The 23,448-nt window shown below is 62.1% G+C and carries 24 protein-coding genes and 1 riboswitch; of the genes, 12 read left to right on the forward strand and 12 right to left on the reverse strand.

The window, feature by feature from the left end; all coding sequences use genetic code 11:
* Nucleotides 1-36: 36 nt before the first annotated feature.
* The 8 genes from K349_RS0103520 to K349_RS0103555 all read left to right on the forward strand — a co-directional run bounded on the left by K349_RS0103520 (nt 37) and on the right by K349_RS0103555 (nt 5,186).
* Nucleotides 37-384 carry a cation:proton antiporter subunit C gene (locus tag K349_RS0103520; RefSeq protein ID WP_026368481.1) on the forward strand — a complete coding sequence of 116 codons (348 nt, stop codon included), beginning with the start codon at nt 37-39 and terminating at the stop codon, nt 382-384.
* Nucleotides 377-1,888, forward strand: coding sequence for a proton-conducting transporter transmembrane domain-containing protein (locus tag K349_RS0103525; RefSeq protein ID WP_026368482.1), 1,512 nt, complete (start codon nt 377-379; stop codon nt 1,886-1,888). The genes K349_RS0103520 and K349_RS0103525 overlap by 8 nt, the downstream gene beginning before the upstream one ends.
* Nucleotides 1,876-2,253, forward strand: a complete 378-nt coding sequence (locus tag K349_RS0103530) for a Na+/H+ antiporter subunit E (protein ID WP_026368483.1) — start codon at nt 1,876-1,878, stop codon at nt 2,251-2,253. The genes K349_RS0103525 and K349_RS0103530 overlap by 13 nt, the downstream gene beginning before the upstream one ends.
* A complete protein-coding gene (locus K349_RS0103535) occupies nt 2,250-2,513 on the forward strand; it encodes a hypothetical protein (protein ID WP_026368484.1) in 264 nt (87 codons plus the stop codon). Before K349_RS0103530 ends, K349_RS0103535 begins: the two co-directional genes overlap by 4 nt.
* Complete coding sequence (locus tag K349_RS0103540) at nt 2,510-2,791, forward strand: monovalent cation/H(+) antiporter subunit G (RefSeq protein WP_026368485.1); 282 nt, start codon at nt 2,510-2,512, stop codon at nt 2,789-2,791. The genes K349_RS0103535 and K349_RS0103540 overlap by 4 nt, the downstream gene beginning before the upstream one ends.
* Nucleotides 2,788-3,534, forward strand: coding sequence for a hydrogenase subunit MbhD domain-containing protein (locus K349_RS17745; protein ID WP_026368486.1), 747 nt, complete (start codon nt 2,788-2,790; stop codon nt 3,532-3,534). Before K349_RS0103540 ends, K349_RS17745 begins: the two co-directional genes overlap by 4 nt.
* Complete coding sequence (locus K349_RS0103550; protein ID WP_026368487.1) at nt 3,531-4,244, forward strand: MnhB domain-containing protein; 714 nt, start codon at nt 3,531-3,533, stop codon at nt 4,242-4,244. The genes K349_RS17745 and K349_RS0103550 overlap by 4 nt, the downstream gene beginning before the upstream one ends.
* Before the next feature lie 66 nt (nt 4,245-4,310).
* A complete protein-coding gene (locus tag K349_RS0103555; protein WP_026368488.1) occupies nt 4,311-5,186 on the forward strand; it encodes a 4Fe-4S ferredoxin in 876 nt (291 codons plus the stop codon).
* 87 nt (nt 5,187-5,273) lie between these two features.
* On the opposite strand, the gene K349_RS0103560 is transcribed toward K349_RS0103555, so the two are convergent.
* Both K349_RS0103560 and K349_RS0103565 read right to left on the reverse strand, forming a co-directional pair.
* A complete protein-coding gene (locus K349_RS0103560) occupies nt 5,274-5,843 on the reverse strand; it encodes a flavin reductase family protein (protein WP_026368489.1) in 570 nt (189 codons plus the stop codon).
* A 307-nt stretch (nt 5,844-6,150) separates the two neighbouring features.
* On the reverse strand, nt 6,151-6,564 hold the full coding sequence (locus tag K349_RS0103565) for a HAMP domain-containing protein (protein ID WP_026368490.1): 414 nt from the start codon (nt 6,562-6,564) through the stop codon (nt 6,151-6,153).
* A gap of 330 nt (nt 6,565-6,894) precedes the next feature.
* On the opposite strand from K349_RS0103565, the gene K349_RS0103575 reads away from it, so the two are divergent.
* Nucleotides 6,895-8,136 carry an HD domain-containing protein gene (locus K349_RS0103575; RefSeq protein ID WP_026368491.1) on the forward strand — a complete coding sequence of 414 codons (1,242 nt, stop codon included), beginning with the start codon at nt 6,895-6,897 and terminating at the stop codon, nt 8,134-8,136.
* Nucleotides 8,137-8,225: 89 nt separating this feature from the next.
* Entirely contained in the window at nt 8,226-9,662 is a 1,437-nt protein-coding gene (locus tag K349_RS0103580) for an NAD(P)/FAD-dependent oxidoreductase (RefSeq protein WP_026368492.1), read from the forward strand.
* Nucleotides 9,663-9,879: 217 nt separating this feature from the next.
* Here the strand turns inward: K349_RS0103580 and K349_RS0103585 are convergent, their stop codons facing one another.
* The 10 genes from K349_RS0103585 to K349_RS18510 form a co-directional block, all read right to left on the reverse strand.
* The gene (locus K349_RS0103585) at nt 9,880-10,176 is read right to left on the reverse strand and encodes an AzlD family protein (protein ID WP_026368493.1); all 297 of its coding nucleotides are present in this window, start codon (nt 10,174-10,176) and stop codon (nt 9,880-9,882) included.
* On the reverse strand, nt 10,173-10,853 hold the full coding sequence (locus K349_RS0103590) for an AzlC family ABC transporter permease (protein WP_026368494.1): 681 nt from the start codon (nt 10,851-10,853) through the stop codon (nt 10,173-10,175). Before K349_RS0103590 ends, K349_RS0103585 begins: the two co-directional genes overlap by 4 nt.
* A 412-nt stretch (nt 10,854-11,265) precedes the next feature.
* Nucleotides 11,266-13,179 (reverse strand): DNA topoisomerase (ATP-hydrolyzing) subunit B, encoded by a 1,914-nt coding sequence (gene gyrB / locus K349_RS0103600; RefSeq protein ID WP_026368496.1) that lies wholly within the window; start codon nt 13,177-13,179, stop codon nt 11,266-11,268.
* Nucleotides 13,180-13,185: 6 nt separating this feature from the next.
* Complete coding sequence (locus tag K349_RS0103605; RefSeq protein WP_026368497.1) at nt 13,186-13,392, reverse strand: hypothetical protein; 207 nt, start codon at nt 13,390-13,392, stop codon at nt 13,186-13,188.
* A gap of 177 nt (nt 13,393-13,569) precedes the next feature.
* A complete protein-coding gene (locus K349_RS0103610; protein ID WP_026368498.1) occupies nt 13,570-13,872 on the reverse strand; it encodes an STAS domain-containing protein in 303 nt (100 codons plus the stop codon).
* 31 nt (nt 13,873-13,903) lie between these two features.
* Complete coding sequence (locus K349_RS17750) at nt 13,904-16,285, reverse strand: methyl-accepting chemotaxis protein (protein ID WP_026368499.1); 2,382 nt, start codon at nt 16,283-16,285, stop codon at nt 13,904-13,906.
* A 61-nt stretch (nt 16,286-16,346) separates the two neighbouring features.
* Nucleotides 16,347-16,760: an ATP-binding protein gene (locus K349_RS0103620; RefSeq protein ID WP_026368500.1), complete on the reverse strand. Its 414-nt coding sequence runs from the start codon at nt 16,758-16,760 to the stop codon at nt 16,347-16,349.
* A gap of 145 nt (nt 16,761-16,905) precedes the next feature.
* Nucleotides 16,906-17,169 (reverse strand): MoaD/ThiS family protein, encoded by a 264-nt coding sequence (locus K349_RS0103625; RefSeq protein WP_245588013.1) that lies wholly within the window; start codon nt 17,167-17,169, stop codon nt 16,906-16,908.
* 30 nt (nt 17,170-17,199) lie between these two features.
* Nucleotides 17,200-18,996: an aldehyde ferredoxin oxidoreductase family protein gene (locus K349_RS0103630; protein WP_026368502.1), complete on the reverse strand. Its 1,797-nt coding sequence runs from the start codon at nt 18,994-18,996 to the stop codon at nt 17,200-17,202.
* A gap of 175 nt (nt 18,997-19,171) precedes the next feature.
* Nucleotides 19,172-20,293 carry a radical SAM protein gene (locus K349_RS18510; protein WP_157367270.1) on the reverse strand — a complete coding sequence of 374 codons (1,122 nt, stop codon included), beginning with the start codon at nt 20,291-20,293 and terminating at the stop codon, nt 19,172-19,174.
* A 68-nt stretch (nt 20,294-20,361) separates the two neighbouring features.
* Nucleotides 20,362-20,472, reverse strand: a riboswitch (molybdenum cofactor riboswitch).
* A 444-nt stretch (nt 20,473-20,916) separates the two neighbouring features.
* Between K349_RS18510 and K349_RS16265 the strand changes: the two genes are divergently transcribed.
* Nucleotides 20,917-21,345, forward strand: a complete 429-nt coding sequence (locus K349_RS16265) for an Hsp20/alpha crystallin family protein (protein ID WP_026368505.1) — start codon at nt 20,917-20,919, stop codon at nt 21,343-21,345.
* A gap of 930 nt (nt 21,346-22,275) precedes the next feature.
* The gene (aroF, locus tag K349_RS0103650) at nt 22,276-23,373 is read left to right on the forward strand and encodes a 3-deoxy-7-phosphoheptulonate synthase (RefSeq protein WP_026368506.1); all 1,098 of its coding nucleotides are present in this window, start codon (nt 22,276-22,278) and stop codon (nt 23,371-23,373) included.
* The last annotated feature ends 75 nt before the right edge of the window (nt 23,374-23,448 follow it).

The raw sequence follows: 23,448 nt of genomic DNA on the forward strand, positions 1-23,448 counted from the left end.
GTACCATGCCCGGAGAGATCGGGAAAGGGGATTTCCATGAGTGTTTCGTTCCTCCTCCGAATGCTCCTCCTCGCTGTGGTGCTCTTCGGACTCTGGGGTGTCCTCTTCCGAAGGAATCTTCTCTTCAAGGTCCTTGCCATGGACATCATGAACACCGGTGTGGTCAGTCTCTATGTCCTCTCCGCCCGGAGAGGCGGCGTCGCCCCCGTGGCGGGAACGGGAGGCGATGCCTTTGCCGATCCCCTTCCCCAGGCGGTGATCGTCACGGCCATCGTCATCGGCTTTTCCATTCTCGCGCTCCTGATCGTCTATGTCATGGATCTTTCCCGGCATTTTCACACCCTGGACGCGGACCGCATCGAGGAGCGCTGGCGCCGTGACTGAGGCGGGAGCGGGATATCTCTTCGTCCTCCTCTTCGTCTTTCTTCCTCTCTGCATGGGCGTCGTCGCCGCAGTGACCGGCAGAGGAGGAACGGTGCCACTCGGCCTCTGCGCGGTCCTCTCCCTCGCGGGAGCGCTCCGTCTCCTCGCGGGAGAGGAGGAGGTCCGCCTCGTCCTGCTTGGGAGCTACGGAGTGGAGCTTCTGCTGGACCGGGTCGCCGCGACGTTCATCTTCGCCAATGCGGCGGTGTGCCTCGCCGTGGCCCTTCATCTCCGGCACGGCTCGGCTCCGTCCCTGCTCGTTCCTGTGATGACCATGCTTTCCGGAACGGCCAACGCGGTCTTTCTGAGCTACGACCTCTTCAATATTTTCGTGACGGTGGATCTCTCCACCATCCTCGGATTCCTTCTGATCCGCATGGGAAGAAAACCCCGCCAGATCTGGTCATCCATCAAATACCTCTTCGTGAACAATCTGGGGATGATCTTCTATCTCCTGGGCTGTCTCGACGTGTATCGGCAGACAGGGACGTTTTCCTTGAGCGTCCTTTCCGGGGCACCCCTGTCCGCGGTGGTCCTCCTGATGGGGGGGCTCGTGGTGAAGGGCGGTCTCTTTCTTCCCGGCCTCTGGCTTCCCGAGGCTCACGGAGAGGCGGACGCTCCCGTCTCGGCCCTGCTCTCCGGAGTGGTGGTGAAGATCGGCCTCGCGCCGCTTCTGCGCATCGCGGGGGAAAACGAGGCGGCCCGGGGGCTTCTGCTCGTCCTCGGCCCGGCGGCGGCGCTCTGGGGTGTGTGTCATGCGCTCTTCGAGAAGGACGCAAAGCGCCTTCTCGCCTACCATACCCTTTCCCAGGTCGGGTTCATCGCGGCGGTCCCTTCGGTGGGACATCTCTACGCCGCGGCCCACGGGCTCTTCAAATCCTGGCTCTTTCTCTCCGTGGGGCGCCTGTCCAACCGGCGCATCGCCGCCCTCTCCCGGGAAACGGTCTCGCGCTCTCTGTGGATCGCCCTTGTCCTCGGCAGCCTCGCCATCTCCGGATGTCCGCCCCTCGCGGGTTTCGGTGCCAAGCTTCGGGTCATGGGAGGTGCGCTTCCCTGGCAGGAGCCGCTGCTGCTTCTCGCCGCGGTGGGAACGGCGGCATCCTTCGCGAAGTTCCTCTTCCTTCCCCGCAAGGGTGCCCCTTGCGTCTCGAAAGACGCGGCGGAAAAGGACCTTCCACCGGTGTCCCCCGCAGGGGGCATGACGGTGCCCTCCCGCGGGGCCGGTTTCGAGGATGTCTGGCTCGGGGCCGCGCTTTTCGGAATGGGACTCTTCCTCGGCGGTTTCGAGGCGAAGGAGATCGTCAAGGCCGTACTTGTGCTGGGAGGCGGATGGGGGATGTTCGCGTTGCTCCGGGGGTGCTCCCTGCAATTTTCCCGGAGCCTGGAGACGATGGAGAATCTTGTGGGTGTGCTGGTCCTCTTTCTGGCCGTGGCGCTTCTGGGGGTGCGGACATGGTTCTTCTGATCGGTGCGGGGACACTCTTCTGGATCGTCGTGTCGGGAGATGCCTCTCTCCGAGGAGTGTTCCTGGGGTGTGCCTTTTCGGTTTTCGCGGGGCGCCTCCTCGGCCTGAATCCCGAGGCGGGGCACATTCTCCGGTTCGCGTTGCGTCTTCTGCGGACGCTGCCCCAGGCGTTTCGGGAGGGAATCGAGCTGATGACGGGGCGTTTTTCGGCGCGCCGCTTCGCGCCGCAGAAGGCACCGCCTTCTCCGTGGAACGTTTTCGAGGAGGTCTATCTGGTGACACTCACACCGAGAACGCTGGTGGTGCACGTGGATCGGCTCCGAACGATGCTGGTGCACTGCCTCGACGAGGAAAAACGCGGATGACCGTTCCGTGGATCGCCGCGGCGCTTCTGGTACTGCTCCTCCTGCTCGTGACGGCGGCGTTTTTTCTCGCCTCCGGAGTCTGGACGGAGCTGCTCTGTTTCGCCTCCTTCTCGATCAAGGCGGCCCTTTTGGTGCTCCTCTGGGATCTCCTCACCGGAGGTGCCGCCGCGGGGGGTGTCGTGGCCCTCTCGCTGCTCCTTCTGGGAGGGGCGGGGGTTCTCGTGCTGGCCATCTTTCTGGAACGGAGGCGGCGTGAATGACGCTTCTTGGAGATCTGTTGCTCTGCGCCGGGTCAGTCCTCCTCTTCTGGGGGACCTGTGCGCTCTTCTCGAAGAAACCCGTGGTGGTGAAGCTTCATGCCCTGGGCGTGGGAGACACCCTGGGCGCGTTTCTCTTCGTCCTCGGCCTTTTGCTGCGCAGCACGGAAGGACGGGGTCTCCTCGCGGCGGCGGCAGTGGCTCTCCTGCTCTGGGGGCCCATCCTCTCCTATGCGCTCGGACGCGGTGCCGTGGGTGACGAGGGGAGGGAAGGGGAATGAAGGCGCTCCTCTCTCTTTCCGGAACGGACATCCTTGTGATCGCCTGTGCGGCCCTGTTGCCCCTGATGGCCTTCGTCACGCTCCGCCAGGAGCGGATTCTCGCCGCCGTCATCGCCCGGGGGATGCTGGGCATCGCCGCGGCGCTCCTCTACACGCTGCTCGGTGCTCCGGACGTGGCGGTCACGGAGGCTCTCATGGGAGCGCTCCTGGTGACGCTCCTCTACGTGGTTGTGTTCAAGCGTTCCGGCGAGTTCCGGGTCGGGTGTCTCGAACTGTCTCCGCTTGTTGAGACGCTTCCCGGGCGAGGCGAAGAATTTGACGGCCTGGACGTGGCCTTTCTTCGGGCCTTCGCTGCCTGGGCGGGATATCGTCCCCGGTTCGTGCGCTTTGACAGCCGGGAGGAGCTGCTCTCGGAACTGCGGGAGGGCGTGGTGGACATCGCTGCGGGTGGTCTGGTGGAGGGCAAGGACGATCTCTCCGGAACCGTTCTCTTTCCCCTTGTGGAAACACGCATTCTTGAAGGAGAGGGAGGTGTCTGGATTGATCTTCTCCGGGCCCGACAGCGGCTCGGCGCGGGAGGGGACGTTGCGGTGGGGATGGTGGAGCGGAGTTCCCGATACGGCATTCTCGTCTCTTCTTCCTCCCATGACCTGGAGGAGCAACTTCGCCGGTACTGTGACGGCGATGGCGTAGAGGAACTGCGTCGCCTGAGGGAACAGTATCTTGGGGGTGGTCCTTCGTGAACGCAGAGAAAGAGCGGAAGGATCGGCAGGGGAACCATTTCCGCCTCGTGCTCCTTCGCCGGGTGCTCTACGGGGTTGCCTCGGTGGTGTTGTTCGCGTTTCTTGTCCTTTCCTGGGCTCAGGGAGGAGGGGGCGCGCACGTGCTCCGCGTGGCGGAGGAGTCCGGAGTGCCCAACGCCGTCGCCGCGCTCTATCTGCGAAACCGCCTCTACGACACGCTCTTCGAGGTGGTGGTCTTTTCCGTGGCGGTCCTCGGGGTCGCCTTCTTCCTCGACGGAAAGGAGCGGGCCGGAGCGCTCAAAGCCCTTCGGGACGCACCTCTCCTCGCCATGGCCAGGGGAGCGGCTTTCTTCGCCTTTCTTCTCGCCGCGCTGTTCGCCTTCTACGGCCATCTTTCTCCGGGAGGGGGCTTCGCCGCGGGTGTCGCGGGGGGAACGGCGCTGGTGCTCGTTTCGCTGACGCCGGAACGGGAGCGCCTGGAGCGCTTTTTCCCCAGGGCGGTCCAGGTGAAGGGAGAAAAATGCGTCCTTTTGCTTTTTCTTGTCCTTTCCGCCCTTGCCTGCGGCGGCGTGCTTCTTCCCGCCGGAACCTACGGGAGCGTTCTCTCCGGAGGGTGGATTCCCCTGCTCAACGGGATGATCACGCTCAAGGTCGCCGCGGGAACCTGGGTGATCGGCATGCGTTTTCTGGACTCCGAGTGGCTTTTCTGATGCCCCCTCCCGGGGGTATGCGGACTGCCGGCGGAGAAACCACAGGAGTGAGAGGAGAGGATGAACATGAACGCCGAAGCGTTTGCGGAATGGCCCGCGAGGGAACTGGAACGTCTCGTGGCGACCTTCGTCGCCACGTCGCCGGAGAACTCCATGAAGACCGTTTCCGAGGAGCCCGCCTGGGACGAGCCCCTTGTGGGATTTGCCTCGGGAGCGGATCCGATCTTCGAAACATACAAGGAGCACGTGGGGCCCTTCGCCTTCACGCCGGAGGAACTCTTTGCCCTTTCCTTTCCGGAGGAACCGGTCCGGGCGGAAGAGCTGACCGTGATGGCCTGGATTCTTCCCCAACGGACGGCCACGAAGGAAGACAATCGGCGGGAGCGGCTTCGGGGGGCGGAGCGCTGGGCCCGGTCCCGCCTGTATGGAGAGCGGTTCAATGTCCTGCTTCGAGAGCATGTGGTGGCGTCTCTGGCGGAGGTTGGCATCTCCGCCGTGGCGCCGCAGCTGTCGCCCCACTGGAAGGGAGAGATCTCTCCCCTCTACGGCAGATCCTCGAGGTGGTCCGAACGGCACGCCGCCCACGCCTGCGGCCTGGGAACCTTCGGCCTCTGCGACGGGCTCATCACCCCCAAAGGAAAGGCGCACCGGGTCGGTTCGGTGGTGTTGCACCGGGCCGTGCCTCCCACGCCGCGCCCCTATGCCCATCATCGGGCCTGGTGTCTCTTCTACGTGGACGGAAGCTGTTCCGCCTGCGTTCGTCGCTGTCCCGCCGGGGCCATTTCCGAAGCGGGGCACGACAAGGAGCGCTGTGATCGTCATCTCGAAGAGGTTTGCCTTCCCTACGCCAGAGAGGTCTGGGGCATCGAAACCTACGGGTGCGGGCTCTGTCAGACGGGCGTTCCCTGCGAGAGCGGCATTCCCAAGAGGGTCGTTCTCTGAAGAAGGCGTCAGGGTGCGCAAACGACGAGGGGCGTTCCGTCAGGAACGCCCCTCGTCGTTATGGGTGTGCGTCTCCTCCTGCTGTTCTTACGGTCGGAGCAGCTCCTTGCCGACGGAAAAGGCCCTGCCCGCAAGCGCCCCAAGGCCGTAGTACCCTGCGGGGCCGTAGCAGAGAGGGTCGAGCGCCCGCACGTCCAGTTCCCCCTGGGGGGTGAGGACCGATTCCTCCGCCGCCACGGCGACGATCTCCGCCACCACGAGCATGTGGCTGCCGAGTTTCGTGGTGGACACGAGGCGACACTCGAGGACGAGGGGAAAACGGTCGATCACCGGCGCGTCCACCTCCGAGCCGGGAGTGCAGGTCATGCCGGTCTTGGCGAGCTTGTCCTCGTTCCTTCCCGAGACGAGCCCGAAGTAGTCCGTTTCCTTCACCAGATCCACCGAGGGGACATGCACGGTGAGCGCTTTTCGGCGGAGCAGATTTTCGTAGGTGAGGCGGCTCTCCCGGATTCCGATGGTGAGGCAGGGCGGTTCGGAGCAGCAGATCCCCGCCCAGGCGGCGGTCATGGCGTCGGGATGTCCCTCGGCGTCGTAGGTTCCCACGACCACCGCGGGAAGCGGGTACAGGGTCGGTTTCGTCTCCAGTCTTTTTTTCACGGTTCTGACCTCCTGAAATAAAGTAGTCGCAATTCCTGTTTGAAAAGCTCGGGGCGTCACCGTCCGGGAAGGGCGGGCGCCTTTTCCCGAGGATGCCTCCTGCTCCTCCAGTCTGAAGCTTTTGGTCATCGTGTCAAGCTCCACTGCGGGAGTGCTTGCCTCCTGCGCTCCGGCAGCCACATTCTCCATGTTCGCCGCATGTTCGTCCGTGCGCTCCGCCAGACTTGCCGTCGCGTCGATGATGACGATGATCCGGTCGGATTTGGAGACTTCCTCGCCGGTGACGGAGGAGATCTTCCCGAGTCTTTCACGGAACCCGCCACTGCGTCCAAAATGGTTCCCAGCCCCGACCCCGCCCGCTATACCAGGGAAACTCCCTCTTCCACCTTCTCGCGGCTCTCGCGCATGGAGGACACGGCAAGAAGAAATCTCCGTTTCCGGTCTGGACGGCAAGCTCCATGATGTTCCGTATGGGATGGACGATGGTGTTGTCGATGAAGAAGGAGATGCCGCTGAGGACGAGTACGGCGATGAGCATTGCCATGAGGAGCAACTTCGCGGAACGATTTGCCGTTGCGTGGAGTTCCTCCGGGGATATCATCGTGGCAAGGGAGTATCCCGGAGCGTGCGGAACGGCGAGATCCCGGAAGTCCAGTGTTTCCGAGTCCAGATGGTTGTTGCTGTCGATAGGGAAAATATGTCGGAATTTCGACGATGCCACATCATTGAAAAGATGTCTTTTCGCGGCGCCATGCGCTATAGTCGATGGTAGATGTTCGTTTGCTCGCAGGGAGGGGAATGCTTGACCTGCCCTGTTCGGGACAGGATTTGCGGCGAGGGGGCAAAAATTCCACGCCCCACTTGCTTCGTTCCCCTTCCGGGGGGCGGCGCAAGGCGAGCACGCGATGTTTTGAAGACGCAGCGGGTATCTCTTCGTTTGCTCATCGGGGTGGAGGCGTTTGCCGGTGCATTGTGGAGGAGCCTTTTCCGTTTGCGGGGAGTTCTTTCCGGTTCTTCTTCCCGTGCAAGGACTTTTTCAGGAGGGATCGCCGTGATTTCCCGAGGACTGGTGGAACTGTTCTTCTCCGGATTCAGCATCGAGCGGTGGAACGACCATCCTCGCCCGGTGCAGCTCACCGAGATGGACAAGCAGGCCCACAAATGTCTCATTGCCTGGGCCATTGCGTCATGGGAGGAGGGGGGGCACGGGAACGCCTCGCTCCATCCGTCTCAAGCGGACGGGACGTTTTTGGCGGACCTCGTGGAGGGAGCGATCTTCGAATTTCTTCATCGCCTCGTGCTCACGGACATCAAACCCCCGGTTTTCTCGAAAATGATGGAGCGGCACGGCGATGAACTGAACGCCTGGGTGATCCGGGAGCTGTCTCCGTTCCTCGAACCGCTGAAGGGAAATGTGGCGGAGCGCTTCGTCGCCTATTGGATGGAAACCGGTGCTCCGGGCCCGGAAAGGGCGCCTTTCGGAGTGCGACGGATCCTCCGGGCCGCCCACTATCTTGCTACCCGCTGGGAATTCGAGCTGCTCTATCCCCTGGCGCGGAACCTCTACGGCGCGGAGCGCACCCGGGAGAACATCAACGGGCGCCTTCGGGAGCATTTGGATATGCCTGTGGTAAAGAATGTCCTCGATTCCCTAGCGGGAATGGGGACGAGTTGCTTCGCGGATTTCGTGAATCTTCTGGGACAGCTCCGCTTCCAGAAGCGCTGGAGCCGCACTCCCCGGGTTCCCCAGACCTCGGTGCTCGGGCACATGCTCTTCGTGGCGCTCCTGGCTTATTCCGTCTCCCTGGAGGCGGGCCTTTCCAGGGAACGGGCGGCGATGAACTTTTTGGGAGGGCTCTTTCACGATCTTCCGGAAGTGCTCACCAGGGACATCATCTCCCCGGTGAAACGGGCTGTGGAGGGACTGGACGACCTGGTGAAAGAGTGCGAGCGGGAGATGATGGAGGAGACCGTCCTTCCCCTTTTGCCCAAAGAAGCCGCGGCGCGGGTGCGGTTTCTCACCGAACGGGAGTTCGAGGACCGCCTTTTCGCCCCTTCCGGAATCGTTTCCTTCCGGAACGACGAAGAAATTCCCGAGGGAGCCTTCGCCGTGAACGGCACCCTCCTGGACGGATGCGACAAACTCGCGGCCTTTCTGGAGGCGTCCTTCTCCATCCGCCACGGCATCACCTCCCCGTCCCTGGAGGAGGCCCGGACGAGGCTCTTCGAGGCCTACGCGAAGAAGACCTTCCGGGGGGTGTCGTTGCAGTATCTTTTCGAGTTCTTCCGGTGAACTCCGGAAGCCCGCCTTGTTCGGGCATCTTGACGTATACCCCATAGGGCTATATACTTCAAAATAAACAGACGAATGGAGGGAAAACAATGCTTCAGGAAAAGCGCGCGGTGAAGACCCTGATCATCGGCGGAGGACCGGGAGGACGGATGTCCTACATGATGCTCCGGAGGATGGGCGTGGATTCGGTGGCTCTTGTGGCGGACGAAGAGCCCACGGTGATCTGCAGCCTTCCCTACGGGGTGGGGCGGCGGCTCGTGCCCGACGGCCCCGAGGCCACGGTGGTGAACCTCGAAACGTCGCACCGGCTTCCTCCGGACATGAGCAAGGATGTCCTGTGGGGGCGGGCGGTCGCCGCGGATGGAGCGTCCCGAACCGTTACGGTACGCACCGCCGAAGGCGATGTGACGGTGACCTACGAAACGCTCATTCTCGCGCCGGGAGCCGTTCCCTGGATTCCACCTCTGGAGGGGATCCTTGAGGAAAAAAGCAACGTTTCCCGACCTGGACCGAAGGTGATGGTGGGCGATCGCCTTGTGGAGAAAAGCGCCCTCGCTCCTCATGTGCACGTGCTCCGGGGTGCTCAGGACGCACGGCGGCTTGACCGGTTGGCCGAAACGAAGGGCACTGTAGCGGTGATCGGCTCCGGCGCCATCGGATTGGAGGTCGTGGAGGCTCTTGTGGACCGGGGAAACCGGGTGATCCTTCTGGAGGCTCTTCCCCACGTTGTGGCCGCTCTGGATGCGGACATGGCCGCTCTCGTGGCGCGCCGCCTCGAAGAGCGTGGGGTCTCTGTGTTCACTGACGCCAAGGTCACGGGCGTGTCGCCTCGGGGGCTTTCCCTGGCGGACGGACGCGATCTTGCGGCCACTGCGGTGGTCTTCGCCGCGGGCGTTCGTCCCGATACCTCCCTCGCGGCCTCGCTGGGGCTCCGGATTGAACGGGGAATCGTGGTGAACGAGGGAATGGAGACAAGCCTCCCCGGTGTCTACGCCGTGGGAGATGCGGTGCAGATCCCAGACGGTGCCACGGGGCTGCCGGTTCTTCCTCTCATTGGCACGCTCGCGATGCGGCAGGCCATGGTCGCCGCAGGCCGCATCGTGGGTATGCCCATGGCACTGCCGCCCGCGACGGTCTGGGGAGTGAGCGAGATCTTCGGTCTCCACTGGGGCGCCGTGGGATGGTCCCGCGAGGTGGCCGAACGTGCGGGGCTCCAGGTGGACGCGCTCTCCCTGCCCGTTCGCTCCCGGGATCCCTTCATGCCCTCCGGAAAGGACGGGATGTGGAAGGTGGTCGTGGCCGCCGAGGACAGGGGAGGACTCGTCAAGGGGCAGATCCTGGGGTTCCAGGTGGTCACCGAGGGTGATTCGCCGCTCTTTCTGGCGGAACGGTTCGTCGACATCATCACCCGCAGGGAGCGCGTCTCTCACCTCTTCGGTCATTACTTCATTCACTCACCCTCGCACAACGCCGTGGACGATCCCTTTTTGGGATTTCTCCAGATGGGCATGCCCAAGGGGTATTGAGCCGAACCGGTTCGCGACGAAAAAGCGTACACCGTGCCCCGGAGTACTCCGGGGCACGGTGTACTGTAACTACGGGATTGACCGCATGGGGTCCATGGCCTTTGTTGCGTTTGAAGTGTAAATCCACCGCCGGAAAGCATCCGCCTGTTTCGGAGAGTCCCGGGGGCGGATTTCCGGAAAAGACAGTCTTTAGGACGATGTTTCCGCGTTGCCGTTCTCAGAACTGTTGTGCCACCAGCGCGGCCCCTATGCCCAGGAGCAGGGAGAAAAAGAGGCTTCGGGTAAAGCGAGTGGCAACGACCGTGACCCCGATCGCCGCAAGGCCGACGGTGCCCTGTCTCCATGCGCCTCCGGCCACGAGGGCGACAAGAATGCATCCGGGAAGGGCGTCGATGAGGCGACGGAAGGGGCCGGTCTTGGGAAGGCGCTCCGCCAGGAAAAGCCCCCCCGCCTTGAGGGTATAGTTCACCGCTGCCACAAGCCCGAAGAGAAGGAGGATCTCACTGTGGGTCATCGGGATGCCTCCGTTTCGTCCTTCCGGAAAACCGCCACGAGAGCTCCCACGGCGCCGCCGAGGAGGACGTGCCATGTTCCCGGAAGGATGGGATCCAGCAGAATGCTTCCGAGCGCCGCCGTTATCCAGGGAAGGGCATCCCGCCTGCCCCTCCAGAGTCCCACGGCCAGAACCGTGAACACCGCGAGAAATGCCACGTCGAGGCTCGCCAGAAGCGCTGCGGGAACAGCCTCGGAGAAGAGATTCCCCGCCACCGTTCCTGCCACCCAGGCGGCCATGACACACACGCCGCCGCCGAAGAGAAACGCCGGGCCGCCCCTCCCCTCCCGGAAAGCCACCATGGCCACGGCCCAATTCTCGTCCGCCACGAGGTGGAGGAGAAGGAGTTTCCGGAGGGTCGATGCGGACGCCAGCATGGGCTGCAGAGAAGCCCCCACGAGAAGATAGCGGAGATTGATCGCGAGAATGGCCGTCACGAGCCCTCCCAGGGAAAGCGCGGTGTGCCAGAGATCAAGGATGATGAACTGGGCCGACCCCGAAAAAATGGTCACGTCCATCACGGCCACCTGAAGGGCACTGACGCCCTTCCCGGCGGCGAGGACGCCCAACACCACCCCGTAAGCTCCCACGCCGACTGCGACGGGAGACGTTTCCAGGAACCCCTTTGTAAAAGACATGTTCTTCCTCCCCTGCCTCTTCCAGGATATATCCTCTCTGTTCCGCCAGGTTCTTCGAGGAGAAACCTGCCGGTGGAGGAGTGTCCTCCTGACCGGAGCGTCTTCGTGCGAAACAGGCCCGAGAACGTTTCCGGCATGTTTCGTCGTCGTTCCGCAGCGAAAGGCTTCTCTTTCTGGAGGTCTCACGGTAGCCGAAAAAACAAAAGAAGAACAGATACAGAAAAATATCAAAGACACAAAACAGTTTTGTGTCCCTCTCCGAGCCTCCATACATTACATTCGGGAAAGTACATTCGGGAAAGATGGCACCGGGCGTCTCGCGAACGTGTGCAACAGGATACAAAAAAGGGAGTCGCTTCGGAGAGCGCTCCCCTTTCTGCATCCATCTGTTTCGTGATGTGATCCGCCGGTCTCACACGTCCAGGTTGCGGACCTCTCGGGCGTGGGTCTCGATGAATTCCCTCCGGGGTTCCACCTTGTCTCCCATGAGGATGCTGAAGTATTCGTCCACCGAGACGGGGTCGTCGATCTCGATGCGTTTCACGATGCGCGAGGTGGGGTCCATAGTGGTCTCCCAGAGCTGTTCCGGGTTCATCTCTCCCAGCCCCTTGTAGCGCTGGACGGAGTACTTTTTCCCCTCGTACTTTCCGGTGATCTCCTTCAGTTGTCGGTCGTTGTAGCAGTAGTGCACGTCCTTGCCGGCCTGGATGCGGTAGAGGGGGGGCTGGGCCAGGAAGATGTGTCCCTTTTCCACGAGCTGGGGCATGAAGCGGTAGAAGAGGGTGAGGAGCAGCGTGCGGATGTGGGCGCCGTCCACGTCGGCGTCACTCATGAGAAGGATGCGATGATACCGGAGCCGGGAGATGTCGAAGTCGTCGCCGATGCCGCAGCCGAGGGCCTGAATGATGGTGCGGATCTCCTGGTTCGACAGGGCCTTGTCGAGGCGGGCCTTTTCCACGTTGAGAATCTTTCCCCGGAGAGGAAGAATGGCCTGGAAGTTCCGGTCCCTTCCCTGTTTCGCGCTGCCTCCGGCGCTGTCTCCCTCGACGATGTAGATCTCGCATTCCTCGGGGTTGCGGCTCGAGCAGTCCGCAAGTTTTCCCGGAAGCTCCATGCCGGAGAGTGCGCTTTTGCGGCGCACCAGCTCTCGTGCTTTTTTCGCCGCCTCTCTGGCCTGGCGGGCTTTGAGGGCCTTGTCCACGATGGGGCGGAGAATGTCCCGCCGCTCCTCCAGAAGGGCGAGCAGGCCCTCGTAGACGAAGGAATCCACGATGCCCTTCACGTCGCCGTTGCCGAGCTTTGTCTTGGTCTGCCCCTCGAACTGGGGTTCGGGAAGTTTCACGGAGATGACTGCGGTGAGTCCCTCTTTCAGGTCGTCTCCCATGAGGTTCACGTCCTTCTCCTTGAGGAGCTTCTCCCGGCGGGCCATTTCGTTCACGCCTCGGGTGAGGGCGGTGCGGAATCCCGAGACGTGGGTTCCGCCCTCGCCGGTGTGGATGAGGTTGGCGAAGGCGAAGATGCGTTCCAGATAGGTGTCGTTGTACTGGAGAGCCACGTCCACATAGATGCCGTCCCGCTCTCCCGAGATGCACAGGGGAGGTGCAAAGAGCGGTTCCTTGCCTCGGTTGAGATATTCCACGAAGGAGCAGATGCCTCCCTCGTAGGCGTAGGTGGTCTCCTTTTCCTGTCGGAGATCCCGAAGGCAGATGGCCACACCGGGCGAGAGGAAGGCCAGTTCCCGGAGGCGCGCGCTCAGGACTTCCCAAGAGAAGTCGATGGTATCGAAAATCTCGGAATCGGGAAGGAAATGCACTTTGGTCCCCGTGCGTTCCGTGTCTCCCGCCGGTTCGAGCGGGCGTTGGGCGATACCCCGCTCGTAGCGCTGGCACCATTCCTTGCCGTTGCGCCAGATCGTGAGGGAGAGCCATTCCGAGAGGGCGTTCACCACGGACACACCCACGCCGTGCAAGCCCCCCGAGACTTGGTAGGACTTCTTGTCGAACTTGCCGCCCGCGTGAAGTACGGTGAGCACCACTTCCGCCGCGGATTTCCCCGTCTGGGGATGGATGTCCACGGGGATGCCCCGTCCGTTGTCCTCGACGGAGACGCTGTTGTCCGGATGGATGGTCACTTCGACCCGGTTGCAGTAGCCCGCGAGGGCTTCGTCGAGAGCATTGTCCACCACCTCGTAAACGAGATGGTGAAGTCCTCTCGGTCCCGTGTCGCCGATGTACATGCCGGGGCGTTTTCGAACCGCCTGGAGTCCCTCGAGGATCTGAATATCCTTTGCTGTATACTGCTGTGCCGCTTCCGTTGCCGCGCTCATGCCGCGCTACCTCCTCGAAAAATGGGAAGCCTTGGCTGCGAGGGCCGCTTCCCGAACGAAATTCCGATGCCGTTTCGCCAGGGTCCTGGGAGTGAAGCCCGTGGCCATGACGGTTCCATCCCGGAGAACAACGGCGGTCTCGCCCTCGTCGCGCACAAGAGCCACCACGCGACCCAGATGGATCAGGTCGTCCCCTTCGAGAGGAAGAAACATGTTCACCGCCTCCTCGGAATGGAGAGAAAGGAAAAATGCACAACTGGAGATGTTTCTCCATAGATTATAGCAAAAAACAAGCCCCATCACCGAAGGCGGGGTGTTTTCTCCCGCATCCGGTGATGGGGCGTCGGATCGTTTCAGTCCGATGGGTGTTCGGAGTAGCGTTGTTCTCGTTCAGGAGATGGTGAAGACCTTGGTGAGGCGCGTGAGTTCGAAGAGTTCCTGCACGGTGCCGTGCAGGCCTCTGATGGTCACGCCGCCTCCGCGCTGAACGCAGCGCTTGTGGATGGAAATGAGCACTCCCATGCCGGAGCTGTCGATGTACTCGAGGCCCGACAAGTCCACCACGACGTTCTTGCCGTCGTTTCCCAGGGCTTCAAGGGCTTTCTCCCGCAGTTGGGAGGCATCCTCCACGTACATGTGTCCCGAGACGGAAATGTGAATGCCTGAAGTGTCCTTGTGAACGGTAAGCTTCATCTGTGCATTCCTCCCTGGTGGTGCCTCGTGGTTATGCCCTCCGGGCATGTCGGCGAATGAGTCGGTTCAACAGTGCGATGACCTTTTCCGAGTGCTGTTCCAGGTTGCGCAGGGCCTTTCGCGCTCCGGAAAGATCCCCTTCCTGGTAGGCCGCGGCCGCTTCCGCCGCGGCAATGTGCACGGCCTTATGGGGTTCGTCGAGAGCGGTGAAAAGCGGGTCCGCAGCGAGTTCCTGTCCCGGGCCGAAATACCAGGTGCCGAGGAGGCAGTGCCGATGGGAGGTGACATCCTCGGGGCGCACCGTTTCAAGTCCCTCGAGCATATACTGGATGCGCATCTTCCAGAGAAGGTGATCCGATTTGGCTCTCTGGAGAATCTGTTCGGAGGTGAGGGCGGACGTGTCCGTCTCCACCTTGAAGCGGGCCGTTCCCTCGTGAAGTCCCTGGGCCAGGGCGGCCACCTCTTCCGCGGCGGTGGAAACGGTCTCGATGGCCGCGGTGGTCTGTTCTGTCGCGGAGGCCACCTGGTGAGCGTGATCGTTGGTCTTCTCCATGATGGAAGCCATGCTGTCGATGATCTCCACGATCTTCTCCGACGTGGCCACCTCCTCGCCGGCGACGTTGAGGATCTGGCGCACGCTCTCCACCGTGGAGGTCACGGCGCCGAGGATCTGTTCCAGTGCGTCGCCGCTTCGGCGGATCTGATCCGCTCCCAGGTCCGCCTCGCCGGAACTCTTCTCCATGGAATGCACGGCAAGGGTCGCCTCGTGGCCCACCTTGACGATGTTCGTGGTCACGTCGGCGGCTCCGCGGTTGGATTCCTCGGCGAGCTTGCGCACTTCTTCGGCGACGACGGCGAAGCCGCGCCCCGCCTCACCCGCCCGGGACGCCTCGATGGCGGCGTTCAGGGCGAGAAGGTTTGTCTGCTTTGCGATGCCCGTGATCGTGCCTGCGATGGTCTGGATCTGCTGCGTATAGCCGTTGAGGGTGGTGATGACCTCCCGCGTCTCCCGAACCTGGTCACGGAGGTTGCCCATGAGATGTACCGCCTCGTCCACGGTGGCCTGCCCCTGTCTGGCGGTGCCCATGGTGACGTCGGACTTTTCCAGAGCGTGCTCCGCCTGGGTCCGAGATATCTGGAGGAGCGACGAGAGTTCCAGGAGATCCTTGGAAGCCTGAATGACCGAGGCCTCGCCCTTATTCACGCCCTCCGCCACGTCGGCAATGCTCCGGCTGATATGTTCCGCCGTGGCGGAGACCTGCTCCAGCGACGCGGCCATTTCCTCCGATGAGGCGGACATTTCCTCCACGGCTTTCTTGATCATTCCCACGAGCCGGCTTTGGTGATGGATCATGAGGTTGAAGGAGGCGTACAGTTCGCCGATTTCGTCGTTTGTGTCCACGATGCCCCGTACCGTGAGATCTCCTCCTCCCGCGGCGGCCATGAGGCGCTGGAGTGTCCTGATGGGGCGCACGAATCCGGCGACGCTGCAAAAGATGACGCCCCCGGAGACAAGCAGAATCGCCAGGGATGCGAGCCCTACCCGGAGGATGGCGGCAGTCCTGGCATTCTCGTAGGACGTGGTGGGAAGTGCCGCCTGGACGACGCCGAGAGGTTTGCCGTCGGGACCGGTGAGCGGTGCAGTACAACTGAGGAAAGAGGTGCCCCCAAGCGTGAGGTGTCCCCGGAGAGTGCTCCCCTCGGAAAGAGCGCGTGCCTCGGGCGTTCCCTCCGCGAAGGTCATCGAAGGGGGGATCGCTCCGTCTCCAAAGGTGGAGGCCACGATCTCCTTGCCAAGGGAGAGGGCGAACTCCACGCCGAAGAGGCGCTTCGCCTCTTTCACAAGGCTGTTGCTGCTCGCCACGATTCCCGTGGAAAGCGCTCCCACAAGGTTACCCGACTCGTCCCGAAGGGGAACCCCAGCGCGCACGGAGAGACGCACGACCTTCCCTTCCTCCAGAAAGGCTCCGGAGCGCCCCTGCATCGCTTCCCGGATATTCGCCTGCCCGGCGATGCTGTCGTCCGGGGCGGGACGTTTCTCCGGCTCGTGGGCGCGGACGAGAACCTTCCCCTGGGGGTCCGTGACCACCAGATATTCCATGCCGCTCGCCTTGAGGAGGAACACTGCCCGGTCACGCACCTCCTCGAAGGTGCCCGACGCGACGGCGCGCACGAGGACGGGATCGGCTGCCATCAGCGAGGCCGTTTCGAGGGCGTGCGTCTTCTTGTTCTCGAGAAAGGCGAGGAAGCGCAGGGCATTGCGTTCCGCCCTGCCTGCCGTCTCGTCGTACATGGAGGAGGTCGTGGTGCCGATGGCGAGAGCGGCGACGGCGGCGACGGCGACGACGAGGAGGAGGAGAAAGCCGAGGGAGAATTTCCACTGCAGGCGTTTCAGAATCTTCTTCATGAACATGACCGATGTCACCTCCGAAAGTCTCTCGCGGGGCGCTGTCCTAGGATCTGCGCTGTCTGTGTCATGTGGAGGAGCGGCGTTTTCGCAGCGTCACCTCGTTTCCGGCGGCACTGAACGTGACCTCGTCGGCGCAGTGGGCCATGATGTGAAGTCCGCGTCCCGATTCCTTCAGCGCCAGCGCCTCGTGAAGGAGAAATTCTTTCGGGCTCTGGGGAAAACCAGGCCCCTGATCGCGCACGACGACCAGCACATCCGCATCCGTCCATTCCACGATGAGCGTGACCAGATGAAGAACGCCATTTCTTCGACCGTGAAAGAGGGCGTTGTTCACGGCCTCGTTCACGGCGACGAAGAGCAGCATGCCCTCTTCGGGGAAAAGTCTGTTCAGCAATGCAAGGAGTTCCTCTCTCAGGGGAGCGAACGCCTCAAGGGTATTGAATGTGTAGGTTCTTCGGCGGAATTCGTCTCTCGTCATTCTCCCCTCACTCCGTCCGGTGTGTCTATGGACAGAATTATAACAAAATAATAACAAAGATGTGGAAAGTGAACAGAAAAGGGCGGCGGCATGCGCCGTCGCCCCTAGAGACGGGGAGCGGAGTCGCCTCCGGCGTCTCTCAATCTCAGCCTCCGCCCACCACGGGGAAGATGGAGATTTCGTCGCCATCCTTGAGAGGCGTGTCGCCGCCTCCCGTGTGGGCGATGTGGCGGCCGTTCACGAGAACGATGAGTTCTCCCGAGACGTCGTCCCCTTCGAGGACTTTCGTGCGGAACGCGTCGCCGTACCGGTCGGCCAGGACGTGCAGAAGAGTTTTTACGGACGGAGCCGGAGGGAGCTCGATCTGCCGCTCCTTCGTCATGTCCCGGATCAGACTGAAGAACGTCACTCGTATCAAGGGGAGCCCGCCCTTTTCAGTTCAGAGGGAAAGCCCGAGTTCGGCGAGCTTCTCCTTCGTGGGAATGCCCTGGGCATCCCATCCTCGGAGCGTGTAATACTCGGGGATGATTTCTTTCACCCGGCTCAGTTTGCCCTTTGCGGGGCCCTCGGGAATGGGTTCTTCCAGGAGGCGTTTCGGCAGCGTGTCGTCCTTGGCAGGGTCCAGACCCTCCCGGAGGTTGAAGAGACGCTCCAGGTTCCAGATGCGGTCGCCGCAGGCCATGATCTCCTCGGTGGTTCGCTCCAGCCCCGTCACGTTCCGGAGGATCGTCGCGTAGTCGTCGGCGCCGAGGGCGAAGGAGGTGAAGAGGCACATGCCCGTGGAGTCGATGACGGCGGTGAGATCGTGGAAGATCTTGCCCCACTGGGCCTTGCCCTCGATCTCCCAGGGATCGAGCTTCTGGGGTACGCCAAGGACTTCCGGCGAGATGAGGTAGCCCCGAACATGGCAGGCGCCGCGGTTGCTCACCGCATAGGTGAGGCCGATCCCCTGGACGCCTCGGGGGTCATAGGCGGGAAGCTCCTGTTTTTTCACGGAGATGGAGAACTCGGGATGGCCGAAGGCCTCGCAGAGGCGGTAGCTTCCCAGGGCGAGCTTCTTGCCGAGTCCTTGGGCGCGGCCCATCTTCTCGACCCAGTACAGAAGTGCCTCTTCCGAGCCGAACCGGAGCGCCGGGCCGCCTTCGAGTTCCGCCTCGGGAAGATGGCCCTTCTCGTAGAGTTCCATGGCGGCGGCGATGGTGGTTCCCGCGCTGATCGTATCCAACCCGAGTTTGTTGCAGAGGAAATTCGCCTTGATGATCGCGGGGAGTTCCTCGATGCCGCAGTCACCGCCGAAGCACCAGATGGACTCGTACTCGGGGCCCTCGCCCTCGAGATCGTCCACTTTCGTCACCCGTCCGCAGGCGATGGGGCAGGCGAAACAGCCGCGCTTTCCCGTGAGGTATTTCTCCGCCAGGGTCTCTCCGGCCTGTTTCTCCGCCTCGGTCATGTAAGCGCTCTGGAAGTTCTTGTAGGGATAGCTGCCGATCCCGTTCACCACGTTCACGAGCACCGCCGTGCCGTAGGTGGGAAGCCCCTGGCCGGTGACGCCGTGTTCCTTGATCTTCTGCATGACGCCACGAAGAGTTTCCTTGAGCGCCTCCGGAGCGGCTGGGGTCACGGTGCCCGAGCCCCGGACGACCACGGCCTTGAGATTTTTGGATCCCATGACGGCTCCCACGCCGCTCCGTCCGGCGGCGCGGTGCTTGTCGTTCATCACGCAGGCGATGAGGGAGAGTTGTTCTCCCGCGGGGCCGATGCAGGCCACCTTGGCCTTGTCGTCCCCCACCGCTTGGATGAGCGCGTCCGTGGTGACGTCCACGTCCTTGCCCCAGAGTTCCGACGCGTCCCGGAGTTCCACCGTGTCGTCCTTGATCCAGAGGTACGCGGGCTTTTCGGCCTTGCCCTCCAGGACGAGATAGGCATAGCCCGCCCGGGCTAGTTCGGCTCCCCAGAACCCCCCGCTGTTGCTCGAGGCGATGAGCCCCGTGAGAGGGCTTTTGGTGACGACCATATAGCGTCCTCCCGTAGGAACGTTGGTGCCGCTCAGGGGGCCGAGGGCGAAGACGAGCTTGTTCTCCGGAGAAAGGGGATCGACCTTCGGCGTCAGCTCCTCGTAAAGGAGGCGCGTGGCGTATCCTCTGCCGCCGATGAAATCCTTCAGCCACTCCTGGCGGAGTTCCTCGCGCGCGATGGTTCCCGTGGAAAGGTTCACTCGCAGCAATGCCTTGGACATGTTCCCACTCCTTCCCTGCCTCACTCTTCCGCCTTTTGGGGCGGAACTGTTTTCCCTGGGTCTTTCGAGCATCTCTCGTCTCTTGCAGCTCTTCATTTCGGGGGCCTTCACTCTCGTTCCTGTCTGTGGGGATACGATTTCTTCTCGTTCTCAGCTCTTCTGTCGCGCCACCTCCTCAGGGGCACCGCACGAGATTGCGGTCCCAGAGACAGTCGCTGCATGCCGGAGAATCACCCCAGCAGTCACTCTCGGTGGTTTTGGGATATTCGCACACGGGAAGCAGGTGGCAGTCCAGGCAGGAGGCGTAGAGAGCCCGCCGGAGGCGCCACCGGAAACTTACGTAGCGCTCGTCGTCCCAGATCGCTGGGAGGGAACGTTCTTTCAGGGAACCGAAGGAGGCGGCCACCACGCTCTTTTCTCGCCCAAGGACCCATTCGGGATAGGTGTGGGCCAGCCGGTAGCAGGGCACCACGGCGCCGTCGGAACGGATCACGGCGCTTTCGGAGCGCACGAAATTGCAGTGCTTTTCCGAGGAAAGGGCGAATCTTGGCAGCAGGGCCGTCACGCCCGCCCGTTGACAGGCGACGAAAATCTTCCGCTGAAGTCGCGCCTCCTCCTCCAGGGAGAGGGGATAGAGGACGAGTTGCGTCAATTCTTTCGTCAGGGGAACGAGATTGCTCATGGAGAGCACCGTCACTCCCACGGAGGAGAGCGTTGCGGGGATATCCGCCGCATGGTCCACATTGGATCTGGTGAGGACGAAGGCGGCACGGAGTTCCGGAAGCAAACGCCCGGCGCGTTTTTTCTCTTCCTGGAGCATGCGGAACGTTTCCAGATGTGCCGCCGCCAGGGTCTCCCGCCCGGGAAGGAGCGCCTGTTCCGCCTCGAAGGAAATGTCCACCGCGTCCACGCCGAGCGCCACCAGTTCGCGGGCCATCTCCCGGGTCACGAGCGTTCCGTTTGTGGTGAGGGAGACGCGCAGGCCCCGCGCCTTGGCGCAGCGTACCGCGTCGAGAAAGCGCGGATGCACCAGTGGTTCTCCGAGTCCGGCGAAGTGAAAGGTCTCCAGGTGGGGAAAATCGCCGACGGACTGAAGAAGATTTTCGTAGACGTTCCAGTCCAGATCACCCTCGCCGTCCTTCCGGAAGAGGCGGAAGCACATGGGGCAAAACAGATTGCACCGGGAGCTCAGCTCGAGATAGAGCTTCCGGAGACGTCGGTCCCGTGGAATGAAGATGATGCTGTCTTCCAGAGAAAATCGGGCCCCCGACGTGGAGTCCATGGGGAAATCGTTCACGCGTTCCTCCTCTTTTTTCTCTCGCTCTTTTTGCGCCTTGGACGGGGGATGGAAACGCGAGAAGGGAGGCCCTCGAGGGCCTCCCTTCTTTGCGAATCCGGCAGGCGGAAAGATTACTCCTTCCACCCATTGCCCGTAGCGCCTCGGAGAGGTGCGACGGGTCGAAGGTGCGTTTATTCTGCTTGGGATCTCTTGCTCATGCGAACAATTTATTTTATTTGGAAAGCATAGCATGTCTTCCCTTTCCTGACAAGATGATGGAAGCCGGAAGCGTGGATATCATTTTTTTGCAGAGGAGCTGCGGCGTCATTTCGGAAAGCTCCGAAAGAACGGGTTTTCTCAATCCGGAACGTGCATTTCCAGTGCGTTCCGGATTGAGGAGTCGTGCCGTGAAATGCCTACCGTGTTTTATCGTTGAAGCCGTCAAAAAAGAAAAAAGAACGCGATTTCTCGAGGAAAGATTCGAATATGACGATCTATTTTTCGGAGAAGAGTGATGGCGATCTTTTTTGACCAAAACTGATATTTGACTAATACTAACCTTTTGACTATCCTTTGACCATCACGAGGGAAAACCGCCGGAAATCCGGCGAACAATACGAGAACGAAGGAGGAGGAGCACCATGAAAAATCTTGTACGGTATTCCAGACCAGCGCCCATGAGTCTCATGCCCGAGGTTGACGAGTTCTTCAGGAGTTTTTCGGATCTCTTCAATGCGGCGAACACGTCCCTGCCGGTGGAGATGTACGAAGAGAACGGCGAAGTGGTCGTTTCCTTGGATGTGCCGGGAATCGATCCCGACAAGATCGAGGTTCGGGCTTTTCCCGATCGGCTCCTCGTCCGGTCGAGCCAGGAGACGGCGGAGGAGTGCCCCGAAGGACGGACCTACCACTGTCGGAAACGGGCGACGAAGGTCAACTACAGCATTGCCGTGCCCGCAGAGGTGGATCCCGAAAAGGTGCGGGCTTCCGTGAAGAACGGCGTCATGACAATCCGTCTTGCCCGGAAGGAGCGCGACGAGGGGCGGGTTGTGGAAATCAAAAACGAGTGACGGAGGAATGTGCCGAGAGAGGGGCGACGCACGCCCCTCTCTCTTTGTCCTTCCGGAAATGACCTGGTATTTCATGAGCCGGGGGTTTCCGGGACCGTTCGGGTGGGTGGTGCGCACGAAAAGGCCGGGGTATTCCTCCGGCCTTTTCGCGTTTCTGGAAGGATTTGGAAGGATTGGAAGAAGTGGCACGCAGCGGTTGTGCCGAATCTGTCCTCGCGCTTTATGGATTCAGGGGGACGAGCCCCTCTTGCGGAATGGTGACGCTACCGAGGATACACCGTCATCGCAAGAGCCGCCTCTGGAGAAATCCCGAAACGATGCTCCGTAAAAGGGCTGGAAGCACGGGAACGTCGAGTTCGTCCGAGGTGTGGAGCACCAGCGCCTCAGAGGGTGCCGTATCTTCATCCGGAAACCGTGACGGGTCTTTTTCGGACCGCCGGCGGCATGTGAGGAGGTGTCCCTGGATGACAATTTCGCAACACCCACTTGACATGTTGGGAAGAAGCGTGTAAAGTGCTCCACAACACAAAAATCCGAGTTGAAGGGAGGCAGGGCGATGCGTTCTCAGAACAAAGAAGTGTTCATGCAGAGGAACAGTTCTTCCGGGAACGACGCGCAGTGCCTCCGGAGTGCGGTATCTTCTCTTCCTGACTCCCGATATTATTACGTGTTCTCCTTTACCAGCGGCCAGTGGCGGTATTACGCCAGTGGCCCTTCGCATTTGGGAACACCGATATTCGGCAGACCGGGGGCAGAAAGCGTATTCTCGGGAGGAGGACGGAAGGGCCGGGTGGCCTGAAACGTCGAAGATCCTCCGAAAGCAACCGGGAAGAGGTAAAGAAGGCAAGGCCGGATTCGGGTTCCCACCGAATCCGGCCTTTTTCGTTTTCCCCTTCGGGGGAGAGAGCTTTTCGAGGAGGTGCTCGAACGATGATGATTCTGGAAGTGGACCGCAGCTGCCCCAAGGGAGACATGGCACGAATGATCCAGCGCGCGGAGGAGCGCGGGTGCTACGCTCGGCTCGTTCCCTGCGAGGACGTGTACTTCATTCTCGTGGACGCCCGCGTGGAGGAGATGGCGAGCCTCGCCGCCGATACTCGGGTGCGTCGCGTGGTGGAGACGAAGAGTTCCTTTCCGCTGGCGAGCCGGGATCTCTGGAGCGGCACCCGCCCCGTGGAAGTCGCGCCGGGGATCTCCGTGGGCGGGAGCGGTGCGGTGGTCATGGCCGGTCCCTGCTCGGTGGAGAGCCGGGAGCAGATCCTGGAGACCGCCTTCGCCGTGAAGGACTCCGGCGCGGCGATTCTGCGGGGCGGGGCGTTCAAGCCCCGGTCTAACCCCTACTCCTTCCAGGGCATGGGCAACGAGGGCATCCGTCTGCTCTGCGAGGCCCGGAAGGAGACGGGGCTTCCTCTGGTGACGGAGGTCATGGAGGCCGAATCGGTGGGGCTGCTCCTTCCCTTCGTGGACATCTTTCAGGTGGGGACCAGAAACATGCAGAACTACTCCCTCCTCAAGGAACTGGGCAAGGTGGACAAGCCGGTCCTTCTCAAGCGGGGCATGTCCGCCTCCATCGACGAGTGGCTCCAGGCGGCGGAGTACATCCTCGCGGGGGGCAACTTCCGGGTCATCCTCTGCGAACGGGGCATCCGCACCTTCGAGACCCGCACGCGGAACACGCTGGATCTCTCCGCCATTCCGGTGGTGAAGTCCCTGAGCCATCTTCCCGTGGTGGTGGACCCCAGTCACGGCACGGGGCACCGACACCTGGTGGCGCCCATGTCCCTCGCGGCGCTCGCGGCGGGGGCGGACGGTCTTATCGTGGAGGTGCACTCCGATCCCGACAAGGCACTCTCCGACGGTCCCCAGTCCCTCAACCCCGCCCAGTTCGGGACGCTCATGGGGCAGATCGAGGGAATGCTCTCCGCCCTCGGGCGGAACGTTCTCCGGGCGGACGGCCTGGAAACGGCATCCCGCCGGGGGTGCGGAGAAATACCGCTGGCAACGCCGGTGGTTTCGGGAGCGATCTGACGAAGCGGAAAGAGAACGGCGCGGACAGTGCGCCGAAGAGAGGACGAGAGGACGCCCACCGCGAAGACCGCCGTG

The sequence above is a fragment of the Aminiphilus circumscriptus DSM 16581 genome (assembly GCF_000526375.1).
In the GTDB taxonomy this organism is placed as follows: domain Bacteria; phylum Synergistota; class Synergistia; order Synergistales; family Aminiphilaceae; genus Aminiphilus; species Aminiphilus circumscriptus.